This window comes from Roseibacterium elongatum DSM 19469 (genome assembly GCF_000590925.1).
Taxonomy (GTDB): Bacteria; Pseudomonadota; Alphaproteobacteria; order Rhodobacterales; family Rhodobacteraceae; genus Roseibacterium; species Roseibacterium elongatum.
On record NZ_CP004372.1, the window covers coordinates 1,507,065 to 1,532,625 of the forward strand.

Annotated in this window: 26 protein-coding genes and 1 tRNA gene; 23 read left to right on the plus strand and 4 right to left on the minus strand. The window is 63.8% G+C overall.

Annotation, left to right across the window (positions count from 1 at the left end):
- Window positions 1-199 precede the first annotated feature (199 nt).
- From ROSELON_RS07205 to ROSELON_RS18690, 3 genes are all read left to right on the plus strand, one after another.
- Window positions 200-275: transfer RNA gene (locus tag ROSELON_RS07205), tRNA-Trp, on the plus strand.
- A gap of 187 nt (window positions 276-462) precedes the next feature.
- Window positions 463-741, plus strand: a complete 279-nt coding sequence (locus tag ROSELON_RS07210; protein ID WP_245605429.1) for a hypothetical protein — start codon at window positions 463-465, stop codon at window positions 739-741.
- Window positions 729-866, plus strand: a complete 138-nt coding sequence (locus tag ROSELON_RS18690) for a hypothetical protein (RefSeq protein ID WP_245605430.1) — start codon at window positions 729-731, stop codon at window positions 864-866. The genes ROSELON_RS07210 and ROSELON_RS18690 overlap by 13 nt, the downstream gene beginning before the upstream one ends.
- 9 nt (window positions 867-875) lie before the next feature.
- On the opposite strand, the gene ROSELON_RS07215 is transcribed toward ROSELON_RS18690, so the two are convergent.
- A complete protein-coding gene (locus tag ROSELON_RS07215) occupies window positions 876-1,379 on the minus strand; it encodes a YdcF family protein (RefSeq protein WP_025311748.1) in 504 nt (167 codons plus the stop codon).
- Window positions 1,380-1,517: 138 nt separating this feature from the next.
- Here ROSELON_RS07215 and secE point away from each other — a divergent pair, with 138 nt between their 5' ends.
- Entirely contained in the window at window positions 1,518-1,709 is a 192-nt protein-coding gene (gene secE / locus ROSELON_RS07220; protein WP_025311749.1) for a preprotein translocase subunit SecE, read from the plus strand.
- Window positions 1,710-1,896: 187 nt separating this feature from the next.
- On the plus strand, window positions 1,897-2,430 hold the full coding sequence (gene nusG, locus ROSELON_RS07225) for a transcription termination/antitermination protein NusG (protein ID WP_025311750.1): 534 nt from the start codon (window positions 1,897-1,899) through the stop codon (window positions 2,428-2,430).
- An 11-nt stretch (window positions 2,431-2,441) separates the two neighbouring features.
- Here nusG and ROSELON_RS07230 read toward each other — a convergent pair whose 3' ends face one another.
- Together ROSELON_RS07230 and ROSELON_RS07235 are read right to left on the minus strand one after the other, a co-directional pair.
- Window positions 2,442-2,717, minus strand: a complete 276-nt coding sequence (locus ROSELON_RS07230; protein ID WP_025311751.1) for a hypothetical protein — start codon at window positions 2,715-2,717, stop codon at window positions 2,442-2,444.
- A complete protein-coding gene (locus ROSELON_RS07235) occupies window positions 2,714-3,433 on the minus strand; it encodes a glycerophosphodiester phosphodiesterase (RefSeq protein ID WP_025311752.1) in 720 nt (239 codons plus the stop codon). Before ROSELON_RS07235 ends, ROSELON_RS07230 begins: the two co-directional genes overlap by 4 nt.
- A gap of 180 nt (window positions 3,434-3,613) precedes the next feature.
- Between ROSELON_RS07235 and rplK the strand changes: the two genes are divergently transcribed.
- From rplK to rpoC, 6 genes are all read left to right on the plus strand, one after another.
- Window positions 3,614-4,066 (plus strand): 50S ribosomal protein L11, encoded by a 453-nt coding sequence (gene rplK, locus ROSELON_RS07240; RefSeq protein WP_025311753.1) that lies wholly within the window; start codon window positions 3,614-3,616, stop codon window positions 4,064-4,066.
- 3 nt (window positions 4,067-4,069) lie between these two features.
- Window positions 4,070-4,771 carry a 50S ribosomal protein L1 gene (rplA, locus tag ROSELON_RS07245; RefSeq protein WP_025311754.1) on the plus strand — a complete coding sequence of 234 codons (702 nt, stop codon included), beginning with the start codon at window positions 4,070-4,072 and terminating at the stop codon, window positions 4,769-4,771.
- 345 nt (window positions 4,772-5,116) lie between these two features.
- Window positions 5,117-5,635: a 50S ribosomal protein L10 gene (rplJ, locus tag ROSELON_RS07250; RefSeq protein WP_025311755.1), complete on the plus strand. Its 519-nt coding sequence runs from the start codon at window positions 5,117-5,119 to the stop codon at window positions 5,633-5,635.
- Window positions 5,636-5,698: 63 nt separating this feature from the next.
- Window positions 5,699-6,073: a 50S ribosomal protein L7/L12 gene (gene rplL, locus ROSELON_RS07255; RefSeq protein ID WP_025311756.1), complete on the plus strand. Its 375-nt coding sequence runs from the start codon at window positions 5,699-5,701 to the stop codon at window positions 6,071-6,073.
- A 273-nt stretch (window positions 6,074-6,346) separates the two neighbouring features.
- On the plus strand, window positions 6,347-10,501 hold the full coding sequence (gene rpoB, locus ROSELON_RS07260; RefSeq protein ID WP_025311757.1) for a DNA-directed RNA polymerase subunit beta: 4,155 nt from the start codon (window positions 6,347-6,349) through the stop codon (window positions 10,499-10,501).
- Window positions 10,502-10,574: 73 nt separating this feature from the next.
- On the plus strand, window positions 10,575-14,780 hold the full coding sequence (gene rpoC / locus ROSELON_RS07265; RefSeq protein WP_025311758.1) for a DNA-directed RNA polymerase subunit beta': 4,206 nt from the start codon (window positions 10,575-10,577) through the stop codon (window positions 14,778-14,780).
- A 69-nt stretch (window positions 14,781-14,849) separates the two neighbouring features.
- Here rpoC and ROSELON_RS07270 read toward each other — a convergent pair whose 3' ends face one another.
- Window positions 14,850-15,611 (minus strand): sulfotransferase family protein, encoded by a 762-nt coding sequence (locus ROSELON_RS07270; RefSeq protein WP_025311759.1) that lies wholly within the window; start codon window positions 15,609-15,611, stop codon window positions 14,850-14,852.
- 142 nt (window positions 15,612-15,753) lie between these two features.
- Here ROSELON_RS07270 and ROSELON_RS07275 point away from each other — a divergent pair, with 142 nt between their 5' ends.
- The 12 genes from ROSELON_RS07275 (at window position 15,754) to ROSELON_RS07330 (ending at window position 25,489) form a co-directional block, all read left to right on the plus strand.
- Window positions 15,754-16,044 (plus strand): acylphosphatase, encoded by a 291-nt coding sequence (locus ROSELON_RS07275; protein WP_025311760.1) that lies wholly within the window; start codon window positions 15,754-15,756, stop codon window positions 16,042-16,044.
- 83 nt (window positions 16,045-16,127) lie between these two features.
- Complete coding sequence (locus tag ROSELON_RS17425; protein ID WP_025311761.1) at window positions 16,128-16,970, plus strand: glycosyltransferase; 843 nt, start codon at window positions 16,128-16,130, stop codon at window positions 16,968-16,970.
- Window positions 16,967-17,872 carry a DMT family transporter gene (locus ROSELON_RS07285; RefSeq protein WP_025311762.1) on the plus strand — a complete coding sequence of 302 codons (906 nt, stop codon included), beginning with the start codon at window positions 16,967-16,969 and terminating at the stop codon, window positions 17,870-17,872. Before ROSELON_RS17425 ends, ROSELON_RS07285 begins: the two co-directional genes overlap by 4 nt.
- Window positions 17,865-18,695: a putative rhamnosyl transferase gene (locus ROSELON_RS07290; RefSeq protein WP_084613724.1), complete on the plus strand. Its 831-nt coding sequence runs from the start codon at window positions 17,865-17,867 to the stop codon at window positions 18,693-18,695. The genes ROSELON_RS07285 and ROSELON_RS07290 overlap by 8 nt, the downstream gene beginning before the upstream one ends.
- A 255-nt stretch (window positions 18,696-18,950) precedes the next feature.
- Window positions 18,951-19,322, plus strand: a complete 372-nt coding sequence (rpsL, locus tag ROSELON_RS07295) for a 30S ribosomal protein S12 (RefSeq protein ID WP_025311764.1) — start codon at window positions 18,951-18,953, stop codon at window positions 19,320-19,322.
- Between the two features lie 12 nt (window positions 19,323-19,334).
- The gene (gene rpsG, locus ROSELON_RS07300) at window positions 19,335-19,805 is read left to right on the plus strand and encodes a 30S ribosomal protein S7 (protein ID WP_025311765.1); all 471 of its coding nucleotides are present in this window, start codon (window positions 19,335-19,337) and stop codon (window positions 19,803-19,805) included.
- 30 nt (window positions 19,806-19,835) lie between these two features.
- Window positions 19,836-21,953 carry an elongation factor G gene (gene fusA / locus ROSELON_RS07305; protein ID WP_025311766.1) on the plus strand — a complete coding sequence of 706 codons (2,118 nt, stop codon included), beginning with the start codon at window positions 19,836-19,838 and terminating at the stop codon, window positions 21,951-21,953.
- 75 nt (window positions 21,954-22,028) lie between these two features.
- Complete coding sequence (gene tuf, locus ROSELON_RS07310; RefSeq protein WP_025311745.1) at window positions 22,029-23,204, plus strand: elongation factor Tu; 1,176 nt, start codon at window positions 22,029-22,031, stop codon at window positions 23,202-23,204.
- Between the two features lie 209 nt (window positions 23,205-23,413).
- Window positions 23,414-23,722 (plus strand): 30S ribosomal protein S10, encoded by a 309-nt coding sequence (gene rpsJ / locus ROSELON_RS07315; protein WP_025311767.1) that lies wholly within the window; start codon window positions 23,414-23,416, stop codon window positions 23,720-23,722.
- A gap of 14 nt (window positions 23,723-23,736) precedes the next feature.
- Complete coding sequence (gene rplC, locus ROSELON_RS07320) at window positions 23,737-24,579, plus strand: 50S ribosomal protein L3 (RefSeq protein ID WP_038651155.1); 843 nt, start codon at window positions 23,737-23,739, stop codon at window positions 24,577-24,579.
- Window positions 24,576-25,196, plus strand: coding sequence for a 50S ribosomal protein L4 (gene rplD, locus ROSELON_RS07325; protein ID WP_025311769.1), 621 nt, complete (start codon window positions 24,576-24,578; stop codon window positions 25,194-25,196). The genes rplC and rplD overlap by 4 nt, the downstream gene beginning before the upstream one ends.
- Window positions 25,193-25,489 carry a 50S ribosomal protein L23 gene (locus ROSELON_RS07330; RefSeq protein ID WP_025311770.1) on the plus strand — a complete coding sequence of 99 codons (297 nt, stop codon included), beginning with the start codon at window positions 25,193-25,195 and terminating at the stop codon, window positions 25,487-25,489. Before rplD ends, ROSELON_RS07330 begins: the two co-directional genes overlap by 4 nt.
- The last annotated feature ends 72 nt before the right edge of the window (window positions 25,490-25,561 follow it).

Consider the following 25,561-nt stretch of genomic DNA (forward strand, 5'->3'; position numbering starts at 1 on the left):
GACGGGTTGCTCTGTCAGGGGGCAGTCGCGCGTGCCGTGTCGCGCATTCGCTGAAAAACCGGCGTGTCCCTGCGCCCGTGCCTCGGCGCATGGCGCGATCCGCTCTGGCTAGCCGTGGCTTGCCCCATGACAGGCCGGGAAAACCGCGGTTTCGCGTCTGGACAAGTCTGCGAAATGCGCCTATCCCGCTGTGCGACACAGGGGTGTAGCTCAGTTGGTAGAGCATCGGATTCCAAATCCGACGGTCGGGGGTTCGAGTCCCTCCGCCCCTGCCAAGTCAGATCCGACCATTTGAAGAACCTCAACGCATGGCGCACTAGTGTGGCCTGGCCGCCGCGGCACGCCTGGCAGGCGCGTGGGCGCATGCCATCTGCGGTCCGACGCCTTGACCTGCGTCATGCCCCCACTGGCACGGGCCGGTTTATGATTGCTGCTGAAACGAACCCCCAGGAGGTTTCAGCCATGATTCGAACCGCGTATCTCGCCCTTGTCACCGCCCTTGCCGTGGCCCTGTCCGGCCTGGCGGCGGCGCCCGCCGTCGCGCAGCAGTTCTTGGGCCAGTACACGGCCTATATCGGCGGGCAGGACCTGTATAATTCCAACGGTTTGCGCCTGACCGAGCATTGGCAGATCCTGCGGCGGATCGGGCGAATGTGCATCGCTTCGGCATTTCGCAGCCCGGGGATGAATGGGACCCCTGGTTCGGCGACTACAACGCCCGTGGCCGGATGGAACAGTTGATCATGCAGGGCAGCGCCGACCCCGTTGCGCGCCAGAACATCATCAATGGCGGTGCGACGGTCGTGGTGCAGGTCTATGGCTGGAACGGCCAACCCTCGCGCATCGACGTTCAGGTCTATCGCTAGGGGGGCGGCTCAGTTGCGGAACCCCAACAGCGCAACACCATAGGCCGCGATTTCCCGCAAGGCCCCTTTGATCTGCGGCCAGATCCGCCCCCCGCGCAGCGGCGGGGCGGCCACGTCGGCGCGCAACCCCGCGCGCCGCGCGAGCAACCGCACGCGGGGCAGGTGATAGCGGTCGGTCACGATCAGCGCGCGTCCGAGGGACAGTCGCGCAAGGATCGGCTGGGCGAAACGGATGTTTTCCCCCGTGCGCACCGAGCGGTCCTCGAGGTGGATCGCCTCGGCCGGGACATGGGCCGCGATGAGCAGGCGGCGCATCACTTCGGCCTCGGAGGGCGGGTGTCGCCCAAGCCCGCCACAGGGTATGACCGCACGCCCGCGCCCGGCATGCCAAAGGCGCGCGGCCATTTCGGTCCGCCGTTTCAACGTGGGTGAGGGCCGTTCGCCGGGCCACACGGCGGCACCCAGAATGAGGATCGCCTCGTCCGGGCGATCGGTGTCATGTGCGGCGTCCACTGTCGTGCCTCCGAACGGGTGGCTTCAGGCTATCATGCAGCCCGGCGCGCGCCAGCCGTGATCTTGCGGTGACGCATCGCTTGCGCCCTGGGATCGTCATGCGTATATGCACCCTGATCCGACACAAGGGACCAAGCCATGGCCAATCCTTTCCAGTTTCTCCAGCAGACCCGCGCCGAGATCGCCAAGGTCGTCTGGCCGACCCGCCGCGAGGTGCTGGTGACCACCGCCATGGTGTTCCTGATGGCCGTTGTTTTCGCCATTTTCTTCTTTTTCGTCGATTGGGTGATCCGGCAGGGGTTGGAGTTGATCCTGACGATCTTCGGCTGACCGATGCGCCGCCCCCTTGATTTTACCCGGTCGCAAGGGTAAGGCGCGGTCACTCCCGAAAATTGGCGCGCGTCGGACATGTGATGCGCGCTGTTTTTGTTGGGGGCCTGCCCGGCACGCCCGGGTGATGAAATGCAAGTGAACCGGCCCGCATCAGGGTCGGGCGGTCAAGGGGCTGAGACGAGACATGGCGAAACGGTGGTATTCGGTCAGCGTGCTGTCCAATTTCGAAAAGCGGGTGGCCGAACAGATCCGCACCGCCGTGGCCGAGAAGGGCCTCGAAGAGGTGATCGAGGAAGTGCTCGTGCCCGAAGAGGAAGTCATCGAGGTGCGCCGCGGCAAGAAAGTGACCGTGCCGCGCCGCTTCATGCCCGGCTACGTGCTGGTGCGCATGGAAATGACGGACGAAGGGTATCACGCGATCAACTCGATCGCCCGCGTGACAGGGTTTCTCGGGCCGCAGGGCCGCCCCATGCCCATGCGCGATGACGAGGTGAACACGATCCTCAACCGCGTTGAAGAAGGCGAGGCACAACCGCGCTCGACCATCACCTTCGAGGTCGGTGAAAAGGTCAAGGTCAACGAAGGCCCGTTCGAGGATTTCGACGGCATGGTCGAAGAGGTCGACGACGACAACCAGCGCCTGAAGGTGACGGTGTCGATCTTTGGTCGCGCCACGCCGGTCGAACTGGAATTCACCCAGGTGTCCAAGCAAATCTGACGCTTCGGGGCCTATTCGTCGCGAATGGCCACGACCCGCGCCGGAAGGCTGGTCCAGTAGATATCGGCCCCCGCCGCCAAGGCTTCGCGCCACGGCCCTGCATCGCCGGTCTCGGCCAGGGCCGTATCCTCTGGACTGTGCCCGGAAACCGACAGGGCGATCCCGTAGACCTCGGCACGGGCCATCAGCTCGGACGTCAGATCTTGCAGGTGGCGCACATGCGCTGCCAGAAGATGCCCGCCGATCGTGTCGCGCGCCGTCTCGAAGACACTCATGGTATCGGTCATGTCCGACACCCGCGATCGGTGGATGGCCGCGTAGCCTGCCACGCCCGTCGTTTCGGCGATGTCACGCACGATGTTGGGGTCAACGCTGTAGACGAGCAGATGCCCGGTTTCGCGCGCCGCCAGCAATGCCACCAACCCCTCGCGATCGAAGGCCTGTAGGTCAGAACGGCCAGCGCGCGACCGTCGATAAGATCCAGCGCCTCCTCGAGGGTCGGGATCGGGTGCTCGGATGCTGCGCCGTCGACCAGCAGGCTGAGGGCGCGCAAGTCGTCGAGCGTATAGTCCCCGAGGTAATCGCGCCCGCCCCGCGCCGCGCGCGACGGGCCGCCTGGGGTCCCCTCGGGGTAGACTGTTTGCACATCGGTCATGCGGTTGAGGTAGGCGTCGTGAAACACGATATGGCGACCGTCGCCAGTGCGTTGCACATGCAGGTCGATCATGTCGACGCCATGCTCGAGCGCGTGCCGAATGCCTGCCAGGGTGCCCTCCGGAAAGCCGCCGGATACGCTGCGCCAGGCGGCGATGAGGGGCCGGTTGTCGTCCAGCCGTTCGGCGACGCTCATCTGCGCGAACGCCGGGATGACCGAGCACACCGCCATCGCGATGCAGATCGTAACCCTGCCGATCATGATGTCCTCCCCCGCGTTTGCCTGTAGCGACGCCTGTCGCGGGCCAAGTCTGCGCCAGTGCGCGCCCGTCGCCTTGATCTTTGTCAAGGATCTGTGGGGCGGCCGGAACGGTCCTTGCAATCGACCCGACCGGGATGTAAAGCGCGCGGGTCGTCGATGACGGCATTCCATCGTGGGAGGCGAGGCGGTCGCGACCGCCGGACCGCAACCACGCTAACAAAGGCCGCCTGACGCGTCGGGGGGCTGTTGGACAGAAGGAGAGGCCATATGGCCAAGAAACTTGCTGGCACCATGAAGCTGCAGATCCCTGCAGGTCAAGCCAACCCCTCGCCGCCGGTGGGCCCCGCCCTGGGTCAGCGCGGCATCAACATCATGGAATTCTGCAAGGCGTTCAACGCCAAGACCCAGGAGATGGAGCAGGGCGCCCCCTGCCCGACCGTGATCACCTATTATCAGGACAAGTCCTTCACCATGGACATCAAGACGCCCCCGGCGTCCTACTACCTGAAAAAGGCGGCCGGTCTGAAGAACCAGGGCAAGCGCAACCGTCCCCGTGGCGCCGAGAATCCGGGCCGCGAGACCGTGGCAACCGTGACCGTCGCCCAGGTGCGCGAGATCGCCGAAGCGAAGATGAAGGACCTCAGCGCGAATGACGTCGAGGCCGCAATGAAGATCATCGTTGGCTCGGCCAACTCGATGGGTATCGAGGTGAAGGGGTAAATCATGGGCAAGATTGGAAAGCGTCTCAAGTCCGCCCGCGAAGCCTTCGCCGGCAAGGAAGACATCACCGTCGAAGAGGCGGTGGACCTGATCAAGGCGAACTCGAACACCAAGTTCGACGAAAGCGTCGAGATCGCGATGAACCTGGGTGTTGACCCGCGTCACGCCGACCAGATGGTTCGTGGCACGGTCAACCTGCCCAACGGCACCGGCAAGACCGTGCGCGTTGCCGTGTTCGCCCGTGGCCCCAAGGCCGACGAAGCGAAAGAGGCCGGGGCCGATATCGTCGGCGCCGAGGACCTGATGGAAACCATCCAGGGCGGCACGATCGACTTCGACCGCTGCATCGCCACCCCCGACATGATGCCGATCGTCGGCCGTCTGGGCAAGGTGCTGGGCCCCCGCAACCTGATGCCGAACCCCAAGGTCGGCACCGTGACCATGGACGTCAAAGAGGCCGTCGAGGCGGCCAAGGGCGGTCAGGTCCAGTTCAAGGCGGAAAAGGCCGGGGTGGTGCATGCCGGTATCGGCAAGGCGTCCTTCGATGCGCCGAAGCTGGCCGAGAACGTGCGCGCCTTCGTCGATGCGGTGAACAAGGCCAAGCCGTCGGGTGCAAAAGGGGCGTATCTCAAGAAGGTCTCGCTCAGCTCGACCATGGGGCCCGGGGTTTCGATCGCCCTGGACAGCGCCACCGGCAACGACTGAGTGCAGTCGGAGACGATGTGAATTGGGCCGGGCGGCAACGCCCGGCCTTTTTTCATGGCCCGCGTTGCTGGGCGCGAGGGGGCTTGGCAAATGGCGTTCTTGGCGATATCCACCCCCTTGCATCGGAGCGCGCGATTCGTCACGCGCTCTTTTGTGTTTCGTCCTAGACGGTGGGTTGAGGTGATAGGACCTCAATAAATCCTGCCCGAGACGGGATCAGACCATTTTGCCGAGGGCTCCCGTCGAGCGCCCGGCGGGGTTGGTTCCCGTTGTCCACGGACCAAAACCGCCGGAGTGATCCGGTAGACAAGAGCCGGGGGGAAACCCCCAAACTGGAGAAAACCTGTGGATAGAGCCCAGAAAGAGAAAGTGGTCGAGGAACTCGGCCAGATCTTCGAAAGCTCTGGCGTCGTGGTGGTTGCCCACTACGAGGGTCTCACGGTTGCCGAGATGCAGGATCTGCGGGGTCGCATGCGCGACGCCGGTGGGTCCGTTCGCGTCGCCAAGAACAGGCTCGCCAAGATCGCCCTTGAGGGGACCGATGTCGCCGACATCGCCCAATTTCTCACGGGCATGACCGTTCTGTCCTATTCGGAAGATCCCGTGGCTGCGGCCAAGGTCGCCGAAGCCTATGCCAAGGATAACGACAAGTTCGAGATCCTGGGCGGGGCCATGGATGGAAACGTTCTGGACCGCGCCGGTGTTACCGCGGTGTCCAAGCTGCCGTCGCGCGAGGAGCTTATCGCCTCCATCGCCGCCTGCATCGGGGCACCCGCGTCGAACATCGCCGGGGCCATTGGCGCACCTGCTTCGAATATCGCCTCCATCCTTTCCACCATCGAGGAAAAGGCCGAGGCGGCCTAAGGCATCCCGACATCCCCGCATCTTGCGGCGTTGGAACACACACTTACATACGGAATCTGAAAAATGGCTGATCTGAAGAAACTCGCAGAAGAGATCGTCGGTCTGACCCTCCTGGAAGCCCAGGAACTCAAGACCATCCTCAAGGACGAATACGGCATCGAGCCCGCCGCCGGCGGCGCCGTGATGATGGCTGGTCCCGCCGAGGGCGGCGCAGACGCCGCCGAAGAGCAGACCGAATTCGACGTCGTTCTGAAGAACGCCGGCGCCCAGAAGATCAACGTGATCAAGGAAGTGCGCGCGATCACCGGTCTGGGCCTGAAAGAAGCCAAGGACCTGGTCGAGTCGGGCGGCAAGATCAAGGAAGGCGTCGACAAGGCCGAAGCCGAAGAGATCAAGGGCAAGCTGGAAGCAGCTGGCGCCGAGGTCGAGCTGGCCTGAGCCGGACGATAGCGGTGGTGCCGGGGGATGCCCGGCGCCGACCCGCACAAAAAATGGGCTGGGCCCGGGTCTTTCCCGGGTCCAGCCGTCCGCGTCTTGGCGAGGGCCCTGCAGGTCAGGGCCTTCCCCAAGGCGGCGAAACAAGAGGTCGGGAGCGTGCCATTGGGCGGGCGCGCATGAATGGACCTCGCCCGTCTTGAGGTTTCAGTGCGCCTCCGCCGGTGACCCGACGGCGCGTGGGCGGCACGAGACAACGGAAAGGTGCGCACGAGCATGGCTCAGACCTACGCAGGCCAGAAACGTATCCGCAAATTCTACGGCAAGATCCACGAAGTGCTGGAAATGCCGAACCTGATCGAGGTGCAGAAGTCGTCCTACGACCTGTTCCTCAAATCCGGCGATCAGGAAAACCCGACCGACGGCGAAGGCATCATGGGTGTGTTCCAGTCGGTGTTCCCGATCAAGGACTTCAACGAGACCGCCGTGCTGGAGTTCGTGAAATACGAGCTGGAACAGCCGAAATTCGACGTGGAAGAGTGCCAGCAGCGCGACCTGACCTATGCCGCGCCGCTCAAGGTCACCCTGCGTCTGATCGTGTTCGATGTCGACGAGGACACCGGCGCGAAATCGGTCAAGGACATCAAGGAACAGGACGTGTTCATGGGCGACATGCCCCTGATGACGCCCAACGGCACTTTCATCGTCAACGGCACCGAGCGTGTGATCGTCAGCCAGATGCACCGCTCGCCCGGCGTGTTCTTCGACCATGACAAGGGCAAGACGCACAGTTCGGGCAAGCTGCTGTTCGCCTGCCGGATCATCCCCTATCGCGGCTCGTGGCTGGATTTCGAGTTCGACGCCAAGGATATCGTCTTTGCGCGCATCGACCGTCGCCGCAAGCTGCCGGTCACCACGCTGCTCTATGCGCTCGGCCTCGATCAGGAAGGCATCATGGATGCCTATTATGACACGGTCGATTTCAAGCTGGAGAAGAACAAGGGCTGGGTCACCAAGTTCTTCCCCGAGCGGGTGCGCGGCACGCGGCCCAGTTTCGATCTGGTCGACGCGGCCACCGGCGAGGTGATCTGCGAAGCGGGCAAAAAGGTCACCCCGCGCGCAGTCAAGCAGATCATCGACGCGGGCGAGATCACGGACCTGCTGGTGCCGTTCGACCATATCGTCGGCCGCTATGTCGCTAAGGACATCATCAACGAGGACACCGGCGCGATCTATGTCGAGGCCGGCGACGAGTTGACCTGGGAGGTCGACAAGGACGGTGAGGTCACCGGCGGCACCCTCAAGGAACTGCTGGACGCCGGCATCACCGACATCCCGGTGCTCGACATCGACAACGTGTCGGTCGGCCCGTACATGCGCAACACCATGGCGACCGACAAGAACCTCAACCGGGAAACCGCGTTGATGGATATCTACCGCGTCATGCGTCCGGGCGAGCCGCCCACCGTCGACGCAGCCTCGGCCTTGTTCGATCAGCTCTTCTTCGATGGCGAGCGCTACGACCTGTCGGCCGTGGGCCGGGTCAAGATGAACATGCGTCTCGACCTCGATGCCGAGGATACGCAGCGCACCCTGCGCCGCGAGGACATCATCGCCTGTATCAAGGCGCTGGTGGATCTGCGGGACGGGCGCGGCGATATCGACGACATCGACCACCTCGGCAACCGTCGGGTGCGCTCGGTCGGCGAGTTGATGGAAAACCAGTATCGAGTGGGCCTTCTGCGGATGGAGCGCGCCATCAAGGAGCGCATGTCCTCGGTCGAGATCGACACGGTCATGCCGCAGGACCTGATCAACGCGAAACCGGCCGCCGCCGCGGTGCGCGAATTCTTCGGCTCGTCGCAGCTGTCGCAGTTCATGGACCAGACCAACCCGCTGTCGGAAGTGACGCACAAGCGTCGTCTGTCGGCGCTCGGGCCGGGCGGCCTGACGCGCGAACGTGCGGGCTTCGAGGTGCGCGACGTCCACCCGACCCACTACGGTCGCATGTGCCCGATCGAAACGCCGGAAGGTCCGAACATCGGCCTGATCAACAGCCTCGCCACCTTTGCCCGCGTGAACAAGTACGGCTTCATCGAAACGCCCTATCGCAAGGTCGAGAACGGCCAGGTGACGGACGATGTACAATACATGTCCGCGACCGAGGAAATGCGCCATACGGTGGCGCAGGCAAACGCCAATCTCGACGAGGGTGGCAAGTTCATCAACGAGATGGTCAACACCCGTCAGGCCGGTGAATACACGCTGGCCCCGAACGAGGCGGTGGATCTGATCGACGTGTCGCCCAAGCAGTTGGTGTCGGTCGCGGCCTCGCTCATTCCGTTCCTGGAAAACGACGACGCCAACCGCGCGCTGATGGGCTCGAACATGCAGCGTCAGGCGGTGCCGTTGCTTCAGGCCGATGCCCCCTTCGTGGGCACCGGGATGGAGCGCAAGGTGGCCATCGACTCGGGCGCGGCCATCCAGGCGCGTCGCGCCGGCGTCATCGACCAGGTCGATGCGCAGCGTATCGTCGTGCGCGCCACCGAGGATCTGGAGCTTGGCGATGCCGGCGTGGACATCTATCGCCTGCGCAAGTTCCAGCGGTCGAACCAGAACACCTGCATCAACCAGCGCCCGCTGGTGAAGGTGGGCGACAAGGTCGGCAAGGGTGAGGTCATCGCCGACGGCCCCTCGACCGACATGGGGGAACTCGCGCTCGGCAAGAACGTGGTCGTCGCCTTCATGCCCTGGAACGGCTACAACTACGAGGACTCGATCCTGATCTCGGAACGCATCGTGCGCGACGACGTCTTCACCTCGATCCATATCGAGGAGTTCGAGGTCGCCGCCCGCGACACCAAGCTCGGGCCCGAGGAAATCACCCGCGACATCCCGAATGTCGGCGAGGAAGCCCTGCGCAACCTCGACGAGGCGGGCATCGTCTATATCGGCGCCGAGGTGGGGCCGGGCGACATCCTCGTGGGCAAGATCACCCCCAAGGGCGAAAGCCCGATGACGCCGGAAGAAAAGCTTCTGCGCGCCATCTTCGGGGAAAAGGCCTCGGACGTGCGCGACACCTCGCTGCGCCTGCCGCCGGGTGATTTCGGCACGGTCGTCGAAGTGCGCGTCTTCAATCGCCACGGTGTGGAGAAGGACGAGCGCGCGCTGCAGATCGAGCGCGAAGAGGTCGAACGCCTCGCGCGGGACCGCGACGACGAGATGGCCATTCTCGAGCGCAACATCTACGCGCGCCTCAAGACCATGATCCTCGGCAAGACCGCGGTGAAGGGGCCCAAGGGCGTCAAGTCCGGCTCCGAGATCACCGAGGATCTGCTGGGCACGCTCAGCCGCGGCCAGTGGTGGCAACTGGCGCTGGGCGACGAACAGGACGCGGCCCATGTCGAGGCCCTGAACCAGCAGTTCGAGGCGCAGAAGCGGGCGCTCGATCACCGGTTCGAGGACAAGGTCGAAAAGGTCCGCCGTGGCGACGACCTGCCGCCGGGCGTGATGAAGATGGTCAAGGTCTTCATCGCCGTGAAGCGCAAGCTGCAGCCGGGTGACAAAATGGCCGGCCGTCACGGGAACAAGGGCGTGATCTCCAAGGTGGTGCCGATGGAGGACATGCCGTTCCTCGCCGATGGCACCCCCGTCGATTTCGTGCTGAACCCGTTGGGCGTGCCCTCGCGTATGAACGTGGGTCAGATCCTCGAGACGCATATGGGCTGGGCCGCGCGCGGTCTGGGCATCCAGATCGACGAGGCGCTGGACGAGTATCGCCGTTCGGGCGACATGACGCCGGTCAAGGACGCGTTGAAAATCGCCTATGGCGACGAGGTCTATGACATGGCCTTTGCCGAGATGGACGAGGATCAGGTGCTCGAGGCCGCTGGCAACGTGACGCGGGGTGTGCCGATCGCGACCCCGGTCTTCGACGGTGCGAAAGAGCCCGACGTGAACGACGCGCTGGTGCGCGCCGGCTTTGACCAGTCGGGCCAGTCGGACCTGTTCGATGGCCGCACGGGCGAGCAATTCGCCCGTCAGGTCACCGTGGGGGTCAAGTACCTGCTGAAACTGCACCATCTGGTCGACGACAAGATCCACGCGCGTTCGACCGGGCCCTACAGCCTCGTCACCCAGCAGCCGCTGGGGGGCAAGGCGCAGTTCGGTGGCCAGCGTTTCGGCGAGATGGAGGTCTGGGCGCTGGAAGCTTACGGCGCCGCCTACACCCTGCAGGAAATGCTGACGGTGAAGTCGGACGACGTGGCCGGCCGGACCAAGGTCTACGAGTCGATTGTCAAGGGCGAGGACAACTTCGAAGCCGGCGTGCCGGAATCGTTCAACGTGCTCGTCAAGGAGGTCCGCGGCCTGGGCCTCAACATGGAACTCCTGGATGCGGAGGACGACGAAGACGGGATCGCCGCGGAATAACCGCACGACCCTGTCCGGGGCGGCCCAACGCGGTCGCCCCCGCCCCTCTGCGCCTGTCTTTTAAGGATTCGATATGAACCAGGAACTCACCAACAACCCGTTCAACCCGCTGACCCCGCCCAAGGCCTTCGACGAGATCAAGGTGTCGCTGGCCAGCCCCGAGCGCATCCTCAGCTGGTCCTACGGCGAGATCAAGAAGCCCGAGACGATCAACTACCGCACGTTCAAGCCCGAGCGTGACGGCCTGTTCTGTGCGCGCATCTTTGGCCCGACCAAGGATTACGAATGCCTCTGCGGCAAGTACAAGCGCATGAAGTATCGCGGCGTCGTCTGCGAGAAATGCGGCGTCGAGGTGACGCTGCAAAAGGTCCGCCGCGAGCGGATGGGCCATATCGAGCTGGCCTCGCCCGTGGCGCATATCTGGTTCCTCAAGTCGCTGCCCTCGCGCATCGGCCTGATGCTGGACATGACACTGCGCGACCTCGAGCGCGTGCTGTATTTCGAAAACTACGTGGTGATCGAGCCGGGCCTGACCGACCTCACCTACGGTCAGATGATGACCGAGGAAGAGTTCATGGATGCGCAGGACGCCTATGGCGCCGACGCGTTCCAGGCCAATATCGGCGCCGAGGCCATCCGCGAGATGCTGGCCAATATCGACCTCGAGGCCGAGGCCGCGCAACTGCGCGAGGACCTCAAGGAAGCCACGGGCGAGTTGAAGCCCAAGAAGATCATCAAGCGCCTCAAGATCGTGGAGAACTTCCTCGAGTCGGGCAACCGCCCCGAATGGATGGTCATGACGGTCATTCCGGTCATCCCGCCGGAACTGCGCCCGCTGGTGCCGCTGGATGGTGGCCGCTTTGCGACCTCGGACCTGAACGACCTGTATCGGCGGGTGATCAACCGCAACAACCGCCTCAAGCGCCTGATCGAGCTGCGCGCGCCCGACATCATCATCCGCAACGAAAAGCGGATGTTGCAGGAATCGGTCGATGCTCTGTTCGACAACGGCCGCCGCGGCCGCGTGATCACGGGGGCCAACAAGCGCCCGCTGAAATCGCTCTCGGACATGCTCAAGGGCAAGCAGGGCCGCTTCCGCCAGAACCTTCTGGGCAAGCGCGTCGACTTCTCGGGCCGCTCGGTCATCGTGACCGGTCCGGAGTTGAAACTGCACCAGTGCGGCTTGCCCAAGAAGATGGCGCTGGAGCTGTTCAAGCCGTTCATCTACTCGCGGCTCGAGGCCAAGGGCCTGTCCTCGACCGTCAAGCAGGCGAAGAAGCTGGTCGAGAAGGAACGCCCCGAGGTGTGGGATATCCTCGACGAGGTGATCCGCGAACACCCCGTTATGCTGAACCGTGCGCCGACGCTGCACCGCCTGGGCATCCAGGCGTTCGAGCCCGTTCTGATCGAAGGCAAGGCGATCCAGCTGCACCCGCTGGTCTGTTCGGCCTTCAACGCCGACTTCGACGGTGACCAGATGGCCGTACACGTCCCCCTCTCGCTGGAAGCCCAGCTCGAGGCCCGTGTGCTGATGATGTCGACGAACAACGTGCTGTCGCCCGCCAACGGTGCGCCGATCATCGTGCCGTCGCAGGACATGATCCTTGGCCTGTACTACGTGACCCTCGAACGTGAAGGCATGAAGGGCGAGGGCATGATCTTCGCCGATGTCGAGGAGGTGCGCCACGCGCTCGACGCTGGCGAGGTTCACCTGCACTCGAAGGTCAAGGCGCGCGTGCGTCAGATCGACGAAGAAGGCAACGAGGTGTTCCAACGCTTCGACACGACCCCCGGTCGCGTTTTGCTGGGCGATCTGCTGCCGCTGAATGCCAAGGCACCCTTCGATCTGGTCAACCGCCTGCTGCGCAAGAAAGAGGTGCAGCAGGTCATCGACACCGTCTACCGTTATTGCGGTCAGAAGGAGTCGGTCATCTTCTGCGACCAGATCATGACGATGGGCTTCCGCGAGGCGTTCAAGGCCGGCATTTCCTTCGGCAAGGATGACATGGTCATCCCCGACACCAAGTGGACGCTGGTCGACGAGACCCGCGAACAGGTCAAGGAATTCGAACAGCAGTACATGGATGGCCTGATCACCCAGGGTGAGAAGTACAACAAGGTCATCGATGCCTGGTCGAAAGCCAACGACAAGGTGACGGATGCCATGATGGCCACCATCTCGTCGGCCAAGCGCGACGAGAACGACGCCGAGATGGAACCGAACTCGGTCTACATGATGGCCCATTCGGGTGCGCGTGGTTCGGTCACGCAGATGAAGCAACTGGGCGGGATGCGCGGCCTGATGGCCAAACCCTCGGGCGAGATCATCGAGACGCCGATCATCTCGAACTTCAAGGAAGGTCTGACCGTGCTGGAGTACTTCAACTCCACCCACGGTGCGCGCAAGGGTCTGTCGGACACCGCGCTCAAGACCGCGAACTCGGGCTACCTGACCCGTCGTCTGGTGGACGTGGCGCAGGATTGCATCGTGCGCATGAACGATTGCGGGACCGAGAACACGATCACCGCCAAGCCCGCCGTCAATGACGGCGAGGTCGTGGCCTCGCTTGCCGAGCGTATCCTTGGCCGGACCGCCGGCGAGGACGTGATGGTGCCGGGCACCGACGAGGTGATCTGCGCCAAGGGTGAATTGATCGACGAACGCAAGGCCGACGCGATCGAGCAGGCCGGTGTGCTTGAGATCGCGATCCGCAGCCCGCTGACCTGCGAGGCAGAGGAAGGCGTCTGCGCCACCTGCTACGGGCGTGACCTGGCGCGCGGCACCAAGGTGAATGTCGGCGAGGCCGTCGGCATCATCGCGGCGCAGTCGATCGGCGAGCCGGGCACGCAGCTGACGATGCGGACCTTCCACATCGGCGGCGTTGCGCAGGGTGGTCAACAGTCCTTCCAGGAGGCCAACGTCGAAGGCACGGTCGATTTCGCCAACCCGAACCTGCTGGAAAACACGGCTGGCGAGCAGATCGTGATGGGCCGCAACATGCAACTGGTGGTCAAGGACGATCAGGGCGCCGAGCGGGCCAGCTTCAAGCTGGGCTACGGCACCAAGGTGATGGTCAAGGACGGCCAGAAGGTCGCCCGCGGCGACCGCCTGTTCGAATGGGATCCCTACACCCTGCCGATCATCGCCGAAAAGGCGGGGACGGCGAAATTCGTCGATCTCGTCTCGGGCGTGTCGATCCGCGAGGATACCGATGACGCAACCGGCATGACGCAAAAGATCGTCTCGGACTGGCGCACGGCGCCCAAGGGCAACGAGCTCAAGCCCGAGATCCTGATCGTCGGCGAAGATGGCGAACCGGTCCGCAACGATGCGGGCAACCCGGTGACCTATCCGATGTCGGTGGATGCGATCCTGTCCATCGAGGATGGCCAGAAGGTCGAAGCCGGCGACGTGGTCGCCCGTATCCCGCGCGAAGGCGCCAAGACAAAGGACATCACCGGCGGTCTGCCGCGTGTGGCCGAACTGTTCGAGGCGCGCCGTCCGAAAGATCACGCAATCATCGCCGAGCTCGATGGCTACGTGAAATTCGGCCGCGACTTCAAAAACAAGCGTCGCATCGGCATCGTTCCCGCCGACGACAGCCTGGAGCCCGTGGAATACATGGTGCCCAAGGGCAAGCACATCCCGGTGGCCGAGGGCGATTTCGTCCAGAAGGGCGACTACATCATGGATGGCAACCCGGCGCCGCATGACATTCTGCGGATCATGGGGGTCGAGGCGCTGGCCGATTACCTCATCGACGAGGTGCAGGACGTCTATCGCCTGCAGGGTGTGAAGATCAACGACAAGCACATCGAGGTGATCGTTCGCCAGATGCTGCAAAAGTGGGAGATCCTCGACTCCGGCGAGACCACGCTACTCAAGGGCGAGCATGTCGATAAGGCCGAGTTCGACGCGATGAACGAAAAGGCCATCGCCGACGGGCGCCGCCCCGCCGAAGGCGAGCCGATCCTCCTCGGCATCACCAAGGCCTCGCTGCAGACCCGGTCCTTCATCTCGGCCGCGTCCTTCCAGGAGACCACGCGCGTGCTGACCGAAGCCTCGGTTCAGGGCAAGCGGGACAAGCTGGTCGGCCTGAAGGAAAACGTCATCGTGGGTCGTCTGATCCCGGCCGGGACCGGCGGCGCAACCCAGCGGGTCGAGCGCATCGCCAAGTCGCGCGACTCCGACGTGATCGAAGCCGCCCGGGCCGAGGCCGAAGCGGCCGCAGCCCTGGCCGCCCCCGAGCAGGACGAGGCCGGCGACGCCGCCGAGTGATCGCCCTGTAGAAGAACCTGGAAAACGCCCCGCTTCGCCGGGGCGTTTTTCGTTTCGCCCGATTGCGCGTCAGTCGAACCGGTGCAGCCGATCGTGATGCAGGACGAAATCCTGTTCATAGAGTTGTTCGACCTTGGTGATCTGGCGGCGCGTCGGGGTAAACTCCAGTCGCCGCTTGTTTTCGTTCACCCGCTCGGTCCTTGGCCGCTCTGGCAGCGGCAACCCACACAGGTCGTGAATCAGCGCCAGCCCCAGTTCCATCTGCCGCAGGTCAAAGACATGCGACAGAAGGCAGGTCCCCGCGTCATCCGAAATGTCGGGCCACATGGCGGCCGTATGGGTCGCGAAATGCAGACCATGTGGCGCGTCGTTACGATCGCTGGCTCGGACATCCTCGATCTTGCGCAGGTAGCGATCGAACCGGTAGCCGATCGCGGCCTGCCGCAAGGGACGGAACGGGATCATCGCACCACGGCTGATTACCCCGCCGCGCCGCCCGGGCTTGTCGAGATAGAAAAAGGCGCTGAGGCATCGGTCCAGCGGGTCGCGGCTGAAGGCAAAGCGCGGCATGGCCGGCCATTCATCCTTGTACAAGAAATCGCGCGCATACAGCGCGCGCCGGAACTGCCAGCGGCCCAAGGGCACGCGGTAATTGTTGAGGATGTCGTTCCATTCGCGCGGCGTGCTGTCGGGAAAGTTCTGAATGCGATGCGTTCGGTCCACGGTCACGTAATGCGGGTGCAGACGGGCGCGCGTCGATTGACCGGCGCTTTTCTTGATATGCAGCCAAAAGAACGGCGGCCGCGCGCTGTCGGTGTCGTTTTGGAACATGGTCGGACCGTGTCGTTTGCCCGCAGGGTTTGGCGCGAAGATGCAGAGCATGCCCACCAGAGTCCAGCGTCACACCCTTGCAGCGCTATGCCGGAGGGCCATCTTTGACCCGTGCAAGACGCAGCTACGGCAAGGAGACACGATGAACACCGAGGTCAAATCGATGATGGTCAGCGTCACCGGCCGCGTGCAGGGTGTGGGCTTCCGCGAATGGACGCGGCGCGAGGCCACGCGCCGCGGGGTCGTGGGATGGGTCAGAAACGAACGTGACGGCTCGGTTTCGGCCCTGATCGAAGGCGCGCCCGAGGCCGTGGATGCAATGCTGGCGGCGATGAATTCGGGCCCATTGCGTGCCCGGGTCGATCATCTGAGCGCGATGCCGGGGGCGGAAACCGAAGGCCAGCAGTTCGAGATCACCGAGCCTGATTTCTGACCATCAGTCAGGGGGATTCCCCCGCCTCCGTCTTTGCCCTAGGGTCTCGGGCGAGGGGGCTATGGATCAGTGCACGGGGTGACATGGGCGCCGAAAACCAGATCGTGGGTGTATGCCGCTTTTCCTACTTGGGCGAAGGGGGCTTCGTCACGCAGAAGGGTGGTTTCGAAAAGGCCCAGCAAGAGCTTTATGCCATTGCGCGCATGCGCCGCCGCTTTGCGTATTTCGAGAATATCTGCCTGCCCTCGCTGGCCGCCCAAACCGACCCCGATTTTCGCCTTGTCGCCCTGATCGGGGACACCATGCCCTATCGCTGGCGCAAGCGGCTCAAAGGGTTGATGGGGGTCTACCCGTTTCTCGAGGTTTGCACGCTCGAGGCGGCGGGGCCGCTCAACTCGACCCGCCGCGCGTTTCGGCGCGGCGTGGATGGCGAGCCGGATTTCATCACCGGGTTTCGCATCGACGACGACGACGCCGTCGCCATCGACTATATCGAACGCACGCGCGCGATTGCCGACAAACTGATTGACCTTGGCTGGGCGGATGCCGAGACCCCCGCTGCCGTGTGTTTTCATCGCGGCGTCTATTGGGACATGAACCGCCCCGAGAATGAACGCTTCTACGATTTTTCCGAGAAAGAGCCCCTGGGTCTGGCCAGCGCCATGATCACGACGCTGGACAGCACCGCCAATATCTTTCGGTGGAATCACAGAAAACTGGCGTCGCATGTGCGCTGCTGGATCGACCCCAACGACTACATGTTCGTGCGCACCTTGCATGGACATAACGATAGCGACCGTTCGATCCCGCCGGGCGCGCGGGCCTTGCCCGACTGGCAGGCCCGCAACCTGTTGCGCAAGCGCTTTGCGCTGGCACCGAAAAAGATCATCCCCCAGATGGCCGAATTGCAGCAGGAAGCCGAATGACCGACGCCTCGAACCTGCGCGGGGCGCTGTACATGATGGCCAGCATGGCGTCCTTCACCTTGAATGATGCCTGCGTCAAGCTGTTGGCCGACGATGTGCCGCTGTTCCAGATCGTGTTCCTGCGCGGGCTTTTGACGACCGCGCTGATGGCGATGACCGTGGCGGCCTTTGGTCGGCTCAGCTTTCGCATCCCGCGCGGCGATCGGGGGCGGGTGATCTGGCGCACCGTGTTCGAGGTGGCGGCCATGGTGTTCTTTCTGACGGCGCTGGTGAACATGGCCATAGCCAACGCCACAGCGATCCTGTCGGCCCTGCCGCTGACGGTGACCCTGGCCGCAGCGCTGGTATTCCGCGAACCGTTGGGGTGGCGTCGCTTGACGGCGGTGGGCGTGGGCTTTGCCGGTGTAATGATGATCGTGCAACCGGGAACGGATGGGTTCAACGCCTACTCGCTGTTTGCCTTGGTGGCCGTCCTGCTGATCACCGGGCGCGAAATGGCCACGCGCTCCTTCAGCGCCGAGGTCCCCAGCAGCACCGTGGCCGTCATCACGGCGGCCGCGGTCTGTGTCTTTGGCGGCGTCGCCTCGGCGTTCGAACCGTGGGCGCCGATCGGCTGGCGCGAGGCCGGGCTGATCTCGTTGGCCTCGGTCTTCATCATCGGCGGCTATGTCTTTTCCATCCTTGTCATGCGGGTGGGGCAGGTGGGGTTCACGGCCCCGTTCCGATACACCTCGCTCGTCTTCGCGCTCGTGCTGGGGTTGGCCGTGTTTGGCGAGTGGCCCAATGCCCTGGCCCTTTGCGGGGCGGCGGTCGTGATGGGAACAGGGATCTACACCCTGCTGCGCGAGCGGGCGCTGCGCCGGGCCGCGCGGCACGAGCGGGACGGGGCGGCGCATGGTTGACCGCGTGCAGGTTCAGGGATTGTGCCGGTTCTCGTTTCCCTGCACGGGTGGGTTCAAGAAGTACCATGAAGATCTCGAGGAGCGACGCGCCGCCCTTTATTCGCCGATCCGGCTGGACCAGCGCCTGACATGGTTCGAGCACGTGGCCCTGCCGGCGCTGCGGGCCCAGACGGACAAGGATTTCACCCTGCACCTGTTACTGGGCGAGGATTTCCCCCAGCCCTGGCGCGACCGGCTGATGCGCCTGATCGCCGATTTGCCCCAGATTGTCCCGGTGTTTCGAGCCGCAGGCGATCATCGATCCGTCTGCCGCGAGGTGCTTTGGGCCGGTCGCGATCCGCAAGCCGCGACCGTCGCCGAGTTCCGGCTCGACGATGACGACGCGGTGGCGGTGAATTACGTGCAATCGCTCCGCCGCAACTGGCCGCGCGTCAGGAAACTTGTGTCTGCAACCGGCCGGCTGGCCCTGGATCAGGGCAAGGGCATGGTGCTCGAGGCATGCGACACCGGCGCGATCGTGCCGCATCTGTTCCTGACCATGTGCTGGACGCCGGGCCTTGCCCTCTATCTGCGCCCGGACGATACGGGCACCATCATGGACTTTCCGCATCACAAGATCTGGCATCGCGTGCCCTTCGTCAGCCTGACCGAGCAGGTGATGTTCATTCGCGGCGACCATGCCACGAACGATGCCAGGACACCGTGGAATGCGACGGCCCCGGTCGCCAATGCGCCGGGTGATCTGGGTGCCCTTCTGAAAACCCGATTCGATATTGATCTGGACGCGTTCGCGATGGCGTGGCAGGCTCTGGATCACGGCTAGAAACCGGCGCCTCGGCGTGCTGTTGACACATGCGGCGACTCCACCTATACCCCGCGCCACTTGGCCGGGCGTTTCCGGGTGTTTCGCATGGCCGAGCTACAGAATTGAGTGGTCACGATCCGGGCCGTTTTGGTGCCCCGATCCTCTGAGAATTCCGCCGCAGCGTCCTCCAGGTAGGGAAGGGATGCATGCGGGTTTGGTGTTTTCGTGCAAGCGATGCGCCATCTGACATGAGTGAGCAAGACGGGGAACCGAATGCCGACGATTCAACAGCTGATCCGCAAGCCGCGGCAGCCCAAAGTTAAAAGGTCCAAGTCCCAGCACTTGGAAAGCTGCCCGCAAAAACGTGGCGTTTGCACGCGCGTCTACACCACCACCCCGAAAAAGCCGAACTCGGCCATGCGGAAGGTGGCGAAGGTGCGCCTGACCAACGGTTACGAGGTGATCAGCTACATCCCCGGCGAAAGCCACAACCTTCAGGAGCACTCGGTGGTCCTGATCCGCGGCGGTCGTGTGAAAGACCTTCCCGGTGTGCGCTACCACATCCTGCGCGGTGTTCTGGATACCCAGGGCGTCAAGGATCGTAAGCAGCGTCGTTCGAAATACGGCGCCAAGAAGCCGAAGTAAGAGGATACAGCCATGTCCCGTCGTCACCGCGCAGAAAAACGCGAAGTCCTGCCCGACGCCAAGTTCGGCGACCGCGTTCTGACCAAATTCATGAACAACCTGATGATCGACGGCAAGAAGTCGGTCGCAGAAACCATTGTCTACAACGCGTTCGATCGCGTCGAGGGCCGCCTCAAGCGCGCACCCGTCGAGGTGTTCCACGAGGCGCTCGACAACATCAAGCCGGCGGTCGAGGTTCGCTCGCGCCGTGTGGGTGGTGCCACCTACCAGGTGCCCGTCGAAGTGCGCCCCGAGCGTCGCGAAGCCCTGGCCATCCGCTGGCTGATCAACGCCGCGCGCGCGCGCAACGAAAACACCATGGAAGAGCGTCTGGCCGGTGAGCTGGTCGATGCCGTGAACTCGCGCGGGTCCGCCGTGAAAAAGCGCGAAGATACACACAAGATGGCCGACGCCAACAAGGCGTTCAGCCACTACCGTTGGTAATTCACCCCACCCAAGCCTGAGGACACCCCCATGGCACGCGATTATCCGCTCGAGCGCTACCGCAATTTCGGGATCATGGCGCATATCGACGCCGGCAAGACCACGACGACCGAGCGCATCCTTTACTACACCGGCAAGTCCCACAAGATCGGCGAGGTGCATGATGGCGCAGCGACGATGGACTGGATGGAGCAGGAGCAGGAGCGGGGGATCACCATCACCTCGGCTGCGACGACCACCTTCTGGGAACGCACCGAAACGGGCACCGACGCCCAGACCGAGAAGCATCGCTTCAACATCATCGACACACCCGGCCACGTGGACTTCACCATCGAGGTCGAGCGGTCGCTGGCCGTGCTCGACGGCGCCGTGGCGCTGCTCGACGGCAACGCCGGTGTCGAGCCCCAGACCGAAACGGTCTGGCGTCAGGCCGACCGCTACAAGGTGCCGCGTCTGGTCTTCGTCAACAAGATGGACAAGATCGGCGCCGACTTCTTCAACTGCGTGCAGATGATCAAGGACCGCACCGGTGCGACCCCCGTTCCGGTCAACTTCCCGATCGGGGCCGAGGACAAGCTGGAAGGCATCGTCGACCTCATCACCATGGAAGAGTGGACCTGGGTCGGCGAAGACCTCGGGGCCTCCTGGACGCGTCAGCCGATCCGTGACGAACTCAAGGCCACGGCCGACGAATGGCGCGCCAAGCTGATCGAGAACGCCGTCGAGCAAGACGACGATGCCATGATGGCCTATCTCGAAGGCGAAGAGCCCGATGTCGACACCCTGCGCAAGCTGGTGCGCAAGGGCTGTCTGAACCTGTCCTTCGTGCCGGTTCTGGGTGGCTCGGCCTTCAAGAACAAGGGCGTGCAGCCGCTGCTTAACGCCGTGATCGACTTCCTGCCCGGCCCGCTGGACGTGGTCGATTACATGGGCTTCAAACCCGGCGACGAGGAAGAAACCCGCAACATCGCCCGCCGTGCCGATGACAACATGCCGTTCGCCGGTCTGGCCTTCAAGATCATGAACGACCCGTTCGTCGGCTCGCTGACCTTCACCCGGATCTATTCGGGCATCATGAAGAAGGGCGACTCGATCCTCAACTCGACCAAGGGCAAGAAAGAGCGCATCGGTCGCATGATGATGATGCACTCGAACAATCGCGAAGAGATCGAAGAAGCCTTCGCAGGCGACATCATCGCGCTGGCCGGTCTGAAAGAGACCACCACCGGTGACACGCTGTGCGACGCGCAGGACCCGGTCGTTCTGGAAACGATGACCTTCCCCGATCCGGTGATCGAGATCGCCGTCGAGCCCAAGACCAAGGCCGACCAGGAAAAGATGTCCCAGGGTCTGGCCCGTCTGGCCGCCGAAGACCCGTCCTTCCGCGTCGAAACCGACCTCGAGTCGGGGCAGACCATCATGAAGGGCATGGGCGAACTTCACCTCGACATCCTGGTCGACCGCCTCAAGCGCGAGTTCAAGGTCGAGGCCAACATCGGCGCCCCGCAGGTGGCCTATCGCGAGACCATCGGTCACGAGATCGAACACACCTACACCCACAAGAAACAGTCGGGTGGGTCGGGCCAGTTCGCCGAGGTCAAGCTCATCATCTCGCCGACCGAGGCGGGCGAAGGCTATTCGTTCGAGTCCCGCATCGTCGGCGGTGCCGTGCCCAAGGAATACATCCCGGGCGTCGAAAAAGGCATCAAGTCGGTGATGGATAGCGGCCCGCTGGCCGGCTTCCCCGTGATCGACTTCAAGGTGGCGCTCATCGACGGCAAGTTCCACGATGTCGACTCGTCGGTTCTGGCCTTCGAGATCGCCTCGCGGATGGCCATGCGCGAAGGTCTGAAAAAGGCCGGCGCCAAGCTGCTGGAACCGATGATGAAGGTCGAGGTCGTGACGCCCGAGGAATACACCGGTGGCATCATCGGCGACCTCACCTCGCGTCGCGGTCAGGTGACCGGGCAGGAACCGCGCGGCAATGCCATCGCGATCAACGCCTTCGTGCCGCTGGCCAACATGTTCGGCTACATCAACACGCTGCGCTCGATGTCTTCGGGCCGGGCGCAGTTCACGATGCAGTTCGACCATTACGAGCCGGTTCCGCAGAACATCTCGGAAGAGATCCAGTCGAAATACGCATAACGGCGGGGCGGTCGCGCCGCCCGCCCCACACCGTAGGGTCGCTGCGCCGGCCCGCACCAAGTCAAGGAGGCCATCATGGCAAAGGCAAAGTTTGAACGTAACAAACCGCATGTGAACATCGGCACGGTTGGCCATGTTGACCATGGCAAGACGACGCTGACGGCGGCGATCACGAAGTATTTCGGTGATTTTCAGGCGTATGACCAGATTGACGGTGCGCCCGAGGAGAAGGCGCGGGGGATCACGATCTCGACGGCGCATGTGGAATACGAGACGGACGCGCGCCACTACGCCCACGTCGACTGCCCCGGCCACGCCGACTACGTGAAGAACATGATCACGGGGGCGGCGCAGATGGACGGCGCGATCCTGGTGGTGAACGCGGCCGACGGCCCGATGCCGCAGACGCGCGAGCACATCCTGCTGGCCCGCCAGGTGGGCGTTCCCGCGCTGGTGGTGTTCATGAACAAGGTGGACCAGGTCGACGACGAAGAGCTTCTGGAACTGGTCGAGATGGAAATCCGCGAGCTGCTGAGCTCGTACGACTTCCCCGGCGACGACATTCCGATCGTGGCCGGCTCGGCTCTGGCGGCGATGGAGGGGCGTGATCCCGAGATCGGCGAAGAGAAGATCAAGGAGCTGATGGCGGCGGTCGACGCGTACATTCCGACGCCCGAGCGCGCCGTGGACCAGCCGTTCCTGATGCCGATCGAGGACGTGTTCTCGATCTCGGGCCGCGGCACGGTCGTGACGGGCCGTGTCGAGCGTGGCGTGATCAACGTGGGCGACGAGATCGAGATCGTCGGCATCAAGGACACCACCAAGACGACCTGCACGGGCGTCGAGATGTTCCGCAAGCTGCTGGATCGCGGCGAAGCGGGCGACAACATCGGCGCCCTGCTGCGCGGTGTGGACCGTGACGGCGTCGAGCGTGGCCAGGTTCTCTGCAAGCCGGGCTCGGTGACGCCGCACACGAAGTTCGAGGCCGAGGCCTACATTCTGACGAAGGAAGAGGGTGGCCGTCACACGCCGTTCTTCGCCAACTACCGGCCGCAGTTCTACTTCCGCACGACGGACGTGACCGGGACGGTGACGCTGCCCGAGGGCACGGAGATGGTGATGCCGGGCGACAACCTGAAGTTCTCGGTCGAGCTGATCGCCCCGATCGCCATGGAAGACGGCCTGCGCTTCGCCATCCGCGAAGGCGGCCGCACCGTCGGGGCAGGCGTCGTCTCGAAAATCATCGAGTGAACCGGGGGCCGGCCGATGGCCGGCGCCGCCTTGCCGCGACGCGAGGGTGCAAAAAACCCTCCAGGCGGTCCGATCGATGACTTGAAAAGCCGAAGGTCGCGCGATATTGCGCGGCCTTCGCCGGTGCCCAGCCCGGCCAAACGAAACCGGTTCGACGAGGGGCGCGGCAACGCTCCCTCCTCTCAACTGAAAGGAATGAGATCATGGCGATTGCCAGCCAGAATATCCGGATCCGCCTCAAGGCGTTCGATTACCGGGTTCTCGATGCCTCGACGCAGGAAATCGTGAACACCGCCAAGCGGACCGGCGCGCAGGTGCGCGGCCCGATCCCGCTGCCCAACAAGATCGAGAAGTTCACCGTTCTGCGTGGCCCCCACGTTGACAAGAAAAGCCGCGACCAGTGGGAAATCCGCACCCACAAGCGTCTTCTCGATATCGTCGATCCGACCCCGCAGACGGTGGACGCGCTGATGAAGCTCGACCTCGCCGCCGGCGTGGATGTCGAGATCAAGGTCTGAGGGGGGTGACCAACATGTTGCGCTCTGGAGTGATCGCCAAGAAGCTGGGCATGACCCGGCTGTTCATGGAAGACGGGCGTCAGGTTCCCGTCACCGTTTTGTCGCTGGACGGCTGCCAGGTCGTGGCGCAGCGCACCGCCGACACGGATGGCTACAGCGCCGTCCAGTTGGGTGCCGGTGCCGCCAAGGCCAAGCGCGTGTCCGCGCCGATGCGTGGCCATTACGCAAAGGCGTCTGTCGCGCCCAAGCGGAAGCTGGCCGAGTTCCGCGTCGACCCCGACAACCTGATCGGTGTGGGTGAGGAAATCACCGCCGACCATTACTTCGAAGGTCAGTTCGTGGACGTTTCGGGCACCTCGATCGGTAAAGGCTTCGCCGGTGCCATGAAGCGGCACAATTTCGGCGGCCTGCGCGCCTCGCACGGTGTGTCGATCAGCCACCGCTCGCACGGCTCGACCGGTCAGTGTCAGGACCCCGGCCGCGTCTTCAAGGGCAAGAAAATGGCCGGCCACATGGGCGCCGCCCGCGTGACCACGCAGAACCTGCAAGTCGTCAAGACCGACGCCGCGCGGGGCCTGATCATGGTCAAGGGGGCCGTTCCCGGCTCCAAGGGCGGTTGGGTGACGATCAAGGATGCGGTGAAAAAGCCGTTCCCGGAAAACGCCATTCTGCCCGCCGCGCTGAAGTCGGCCGCTGAAGAGGCCGCCAAGGCCGCAGAAGCCGCCGCCGCCGAAGCAGCCGCCGAAGAAGCAGCCGCCGCAGAAGCCGCCGCCGCAGAAGCGGCAGCCGCCGAAGAGGCCGCGCTGAAAGAGGCCGAAGCCCAGATCGAAGCCGAGAAGAAGGACGGTGAGGAATGAAACTCGACGTGATCAAACTCGACGGCGGCACGGCCGGTTCGGTCGAGCTCGGCGACGATGTCTTCGGACTTGAGCCGCGCGCCGACATCCTGCACCGCGTCGTCCGCTGGCAGCGTAACAAGGCGCAGGCCGGAACGCACAAGGTCAAGACCCGGTCCGAGACCAGCTACTCGACCAAGAAGATCTATCGCCAGAAGGGCACCGGCGGCGCACGCCACGGTGACCGCAACGCGCCGATCTTCCGCAAGGGTGGTATCTACAAGGGCCCGACGCCCCGCAGCCACGCCCACGACCTGCCCAAGAAGTTCCGCAAGCTGGGCCTGAAGCATGCGCTTTCGGCCAAGATGGCGGCGGGCGAACTGGTCGTGATCGACACCGCCGCGATGGACGCGCCCAAGACCAGCGCCCTGGCCAAGCAGGTCAAGGAACTGGGCTGGAAGCGCGCCCTGATCATCGACGGGGCCGAGGTGAACGAGAACTTCGCCATGGCCGCGCGCAACATCGAGGGTCTCGATGTGCTGCCGTCGGTGGGTGCCAATGTCTATGACATCCTCAAGCGCGACACGCTCGTGTTGACCAAGGCGGGTGTCGAAGCTCTGGAGGCTCGACTGAAATGAGCGTGAAGGCAGAACATTACGACGTGATCCGCAAGCCGATCATCACCGAGAAATCCACGATGGCGTCGGAGAACAACGCCGTGGTTTTCGAAGTCGCGATCGACGCGAACAAGCCGCAGATCAAGGAAGCGGTCGAAACGCTCTTTGGTGTGAAGGTCAAGGCGGTCAACACCGTCGTCACCAAGGGCAAGGTCAAGCGGTTCCGCGGCCAGATCGGCACGCGCAAGGACGTCAAGAAGGCCTATGTGACCCTCGAAGAGGGCAACACCATTGACGTGTCGACCGGTCTTTAATAGACGGCGACATCGCTTCGGCCCCGGCACCATCCGGGGCCGTCGTTTTTGAAAGAATCGGGGACCTTCGGG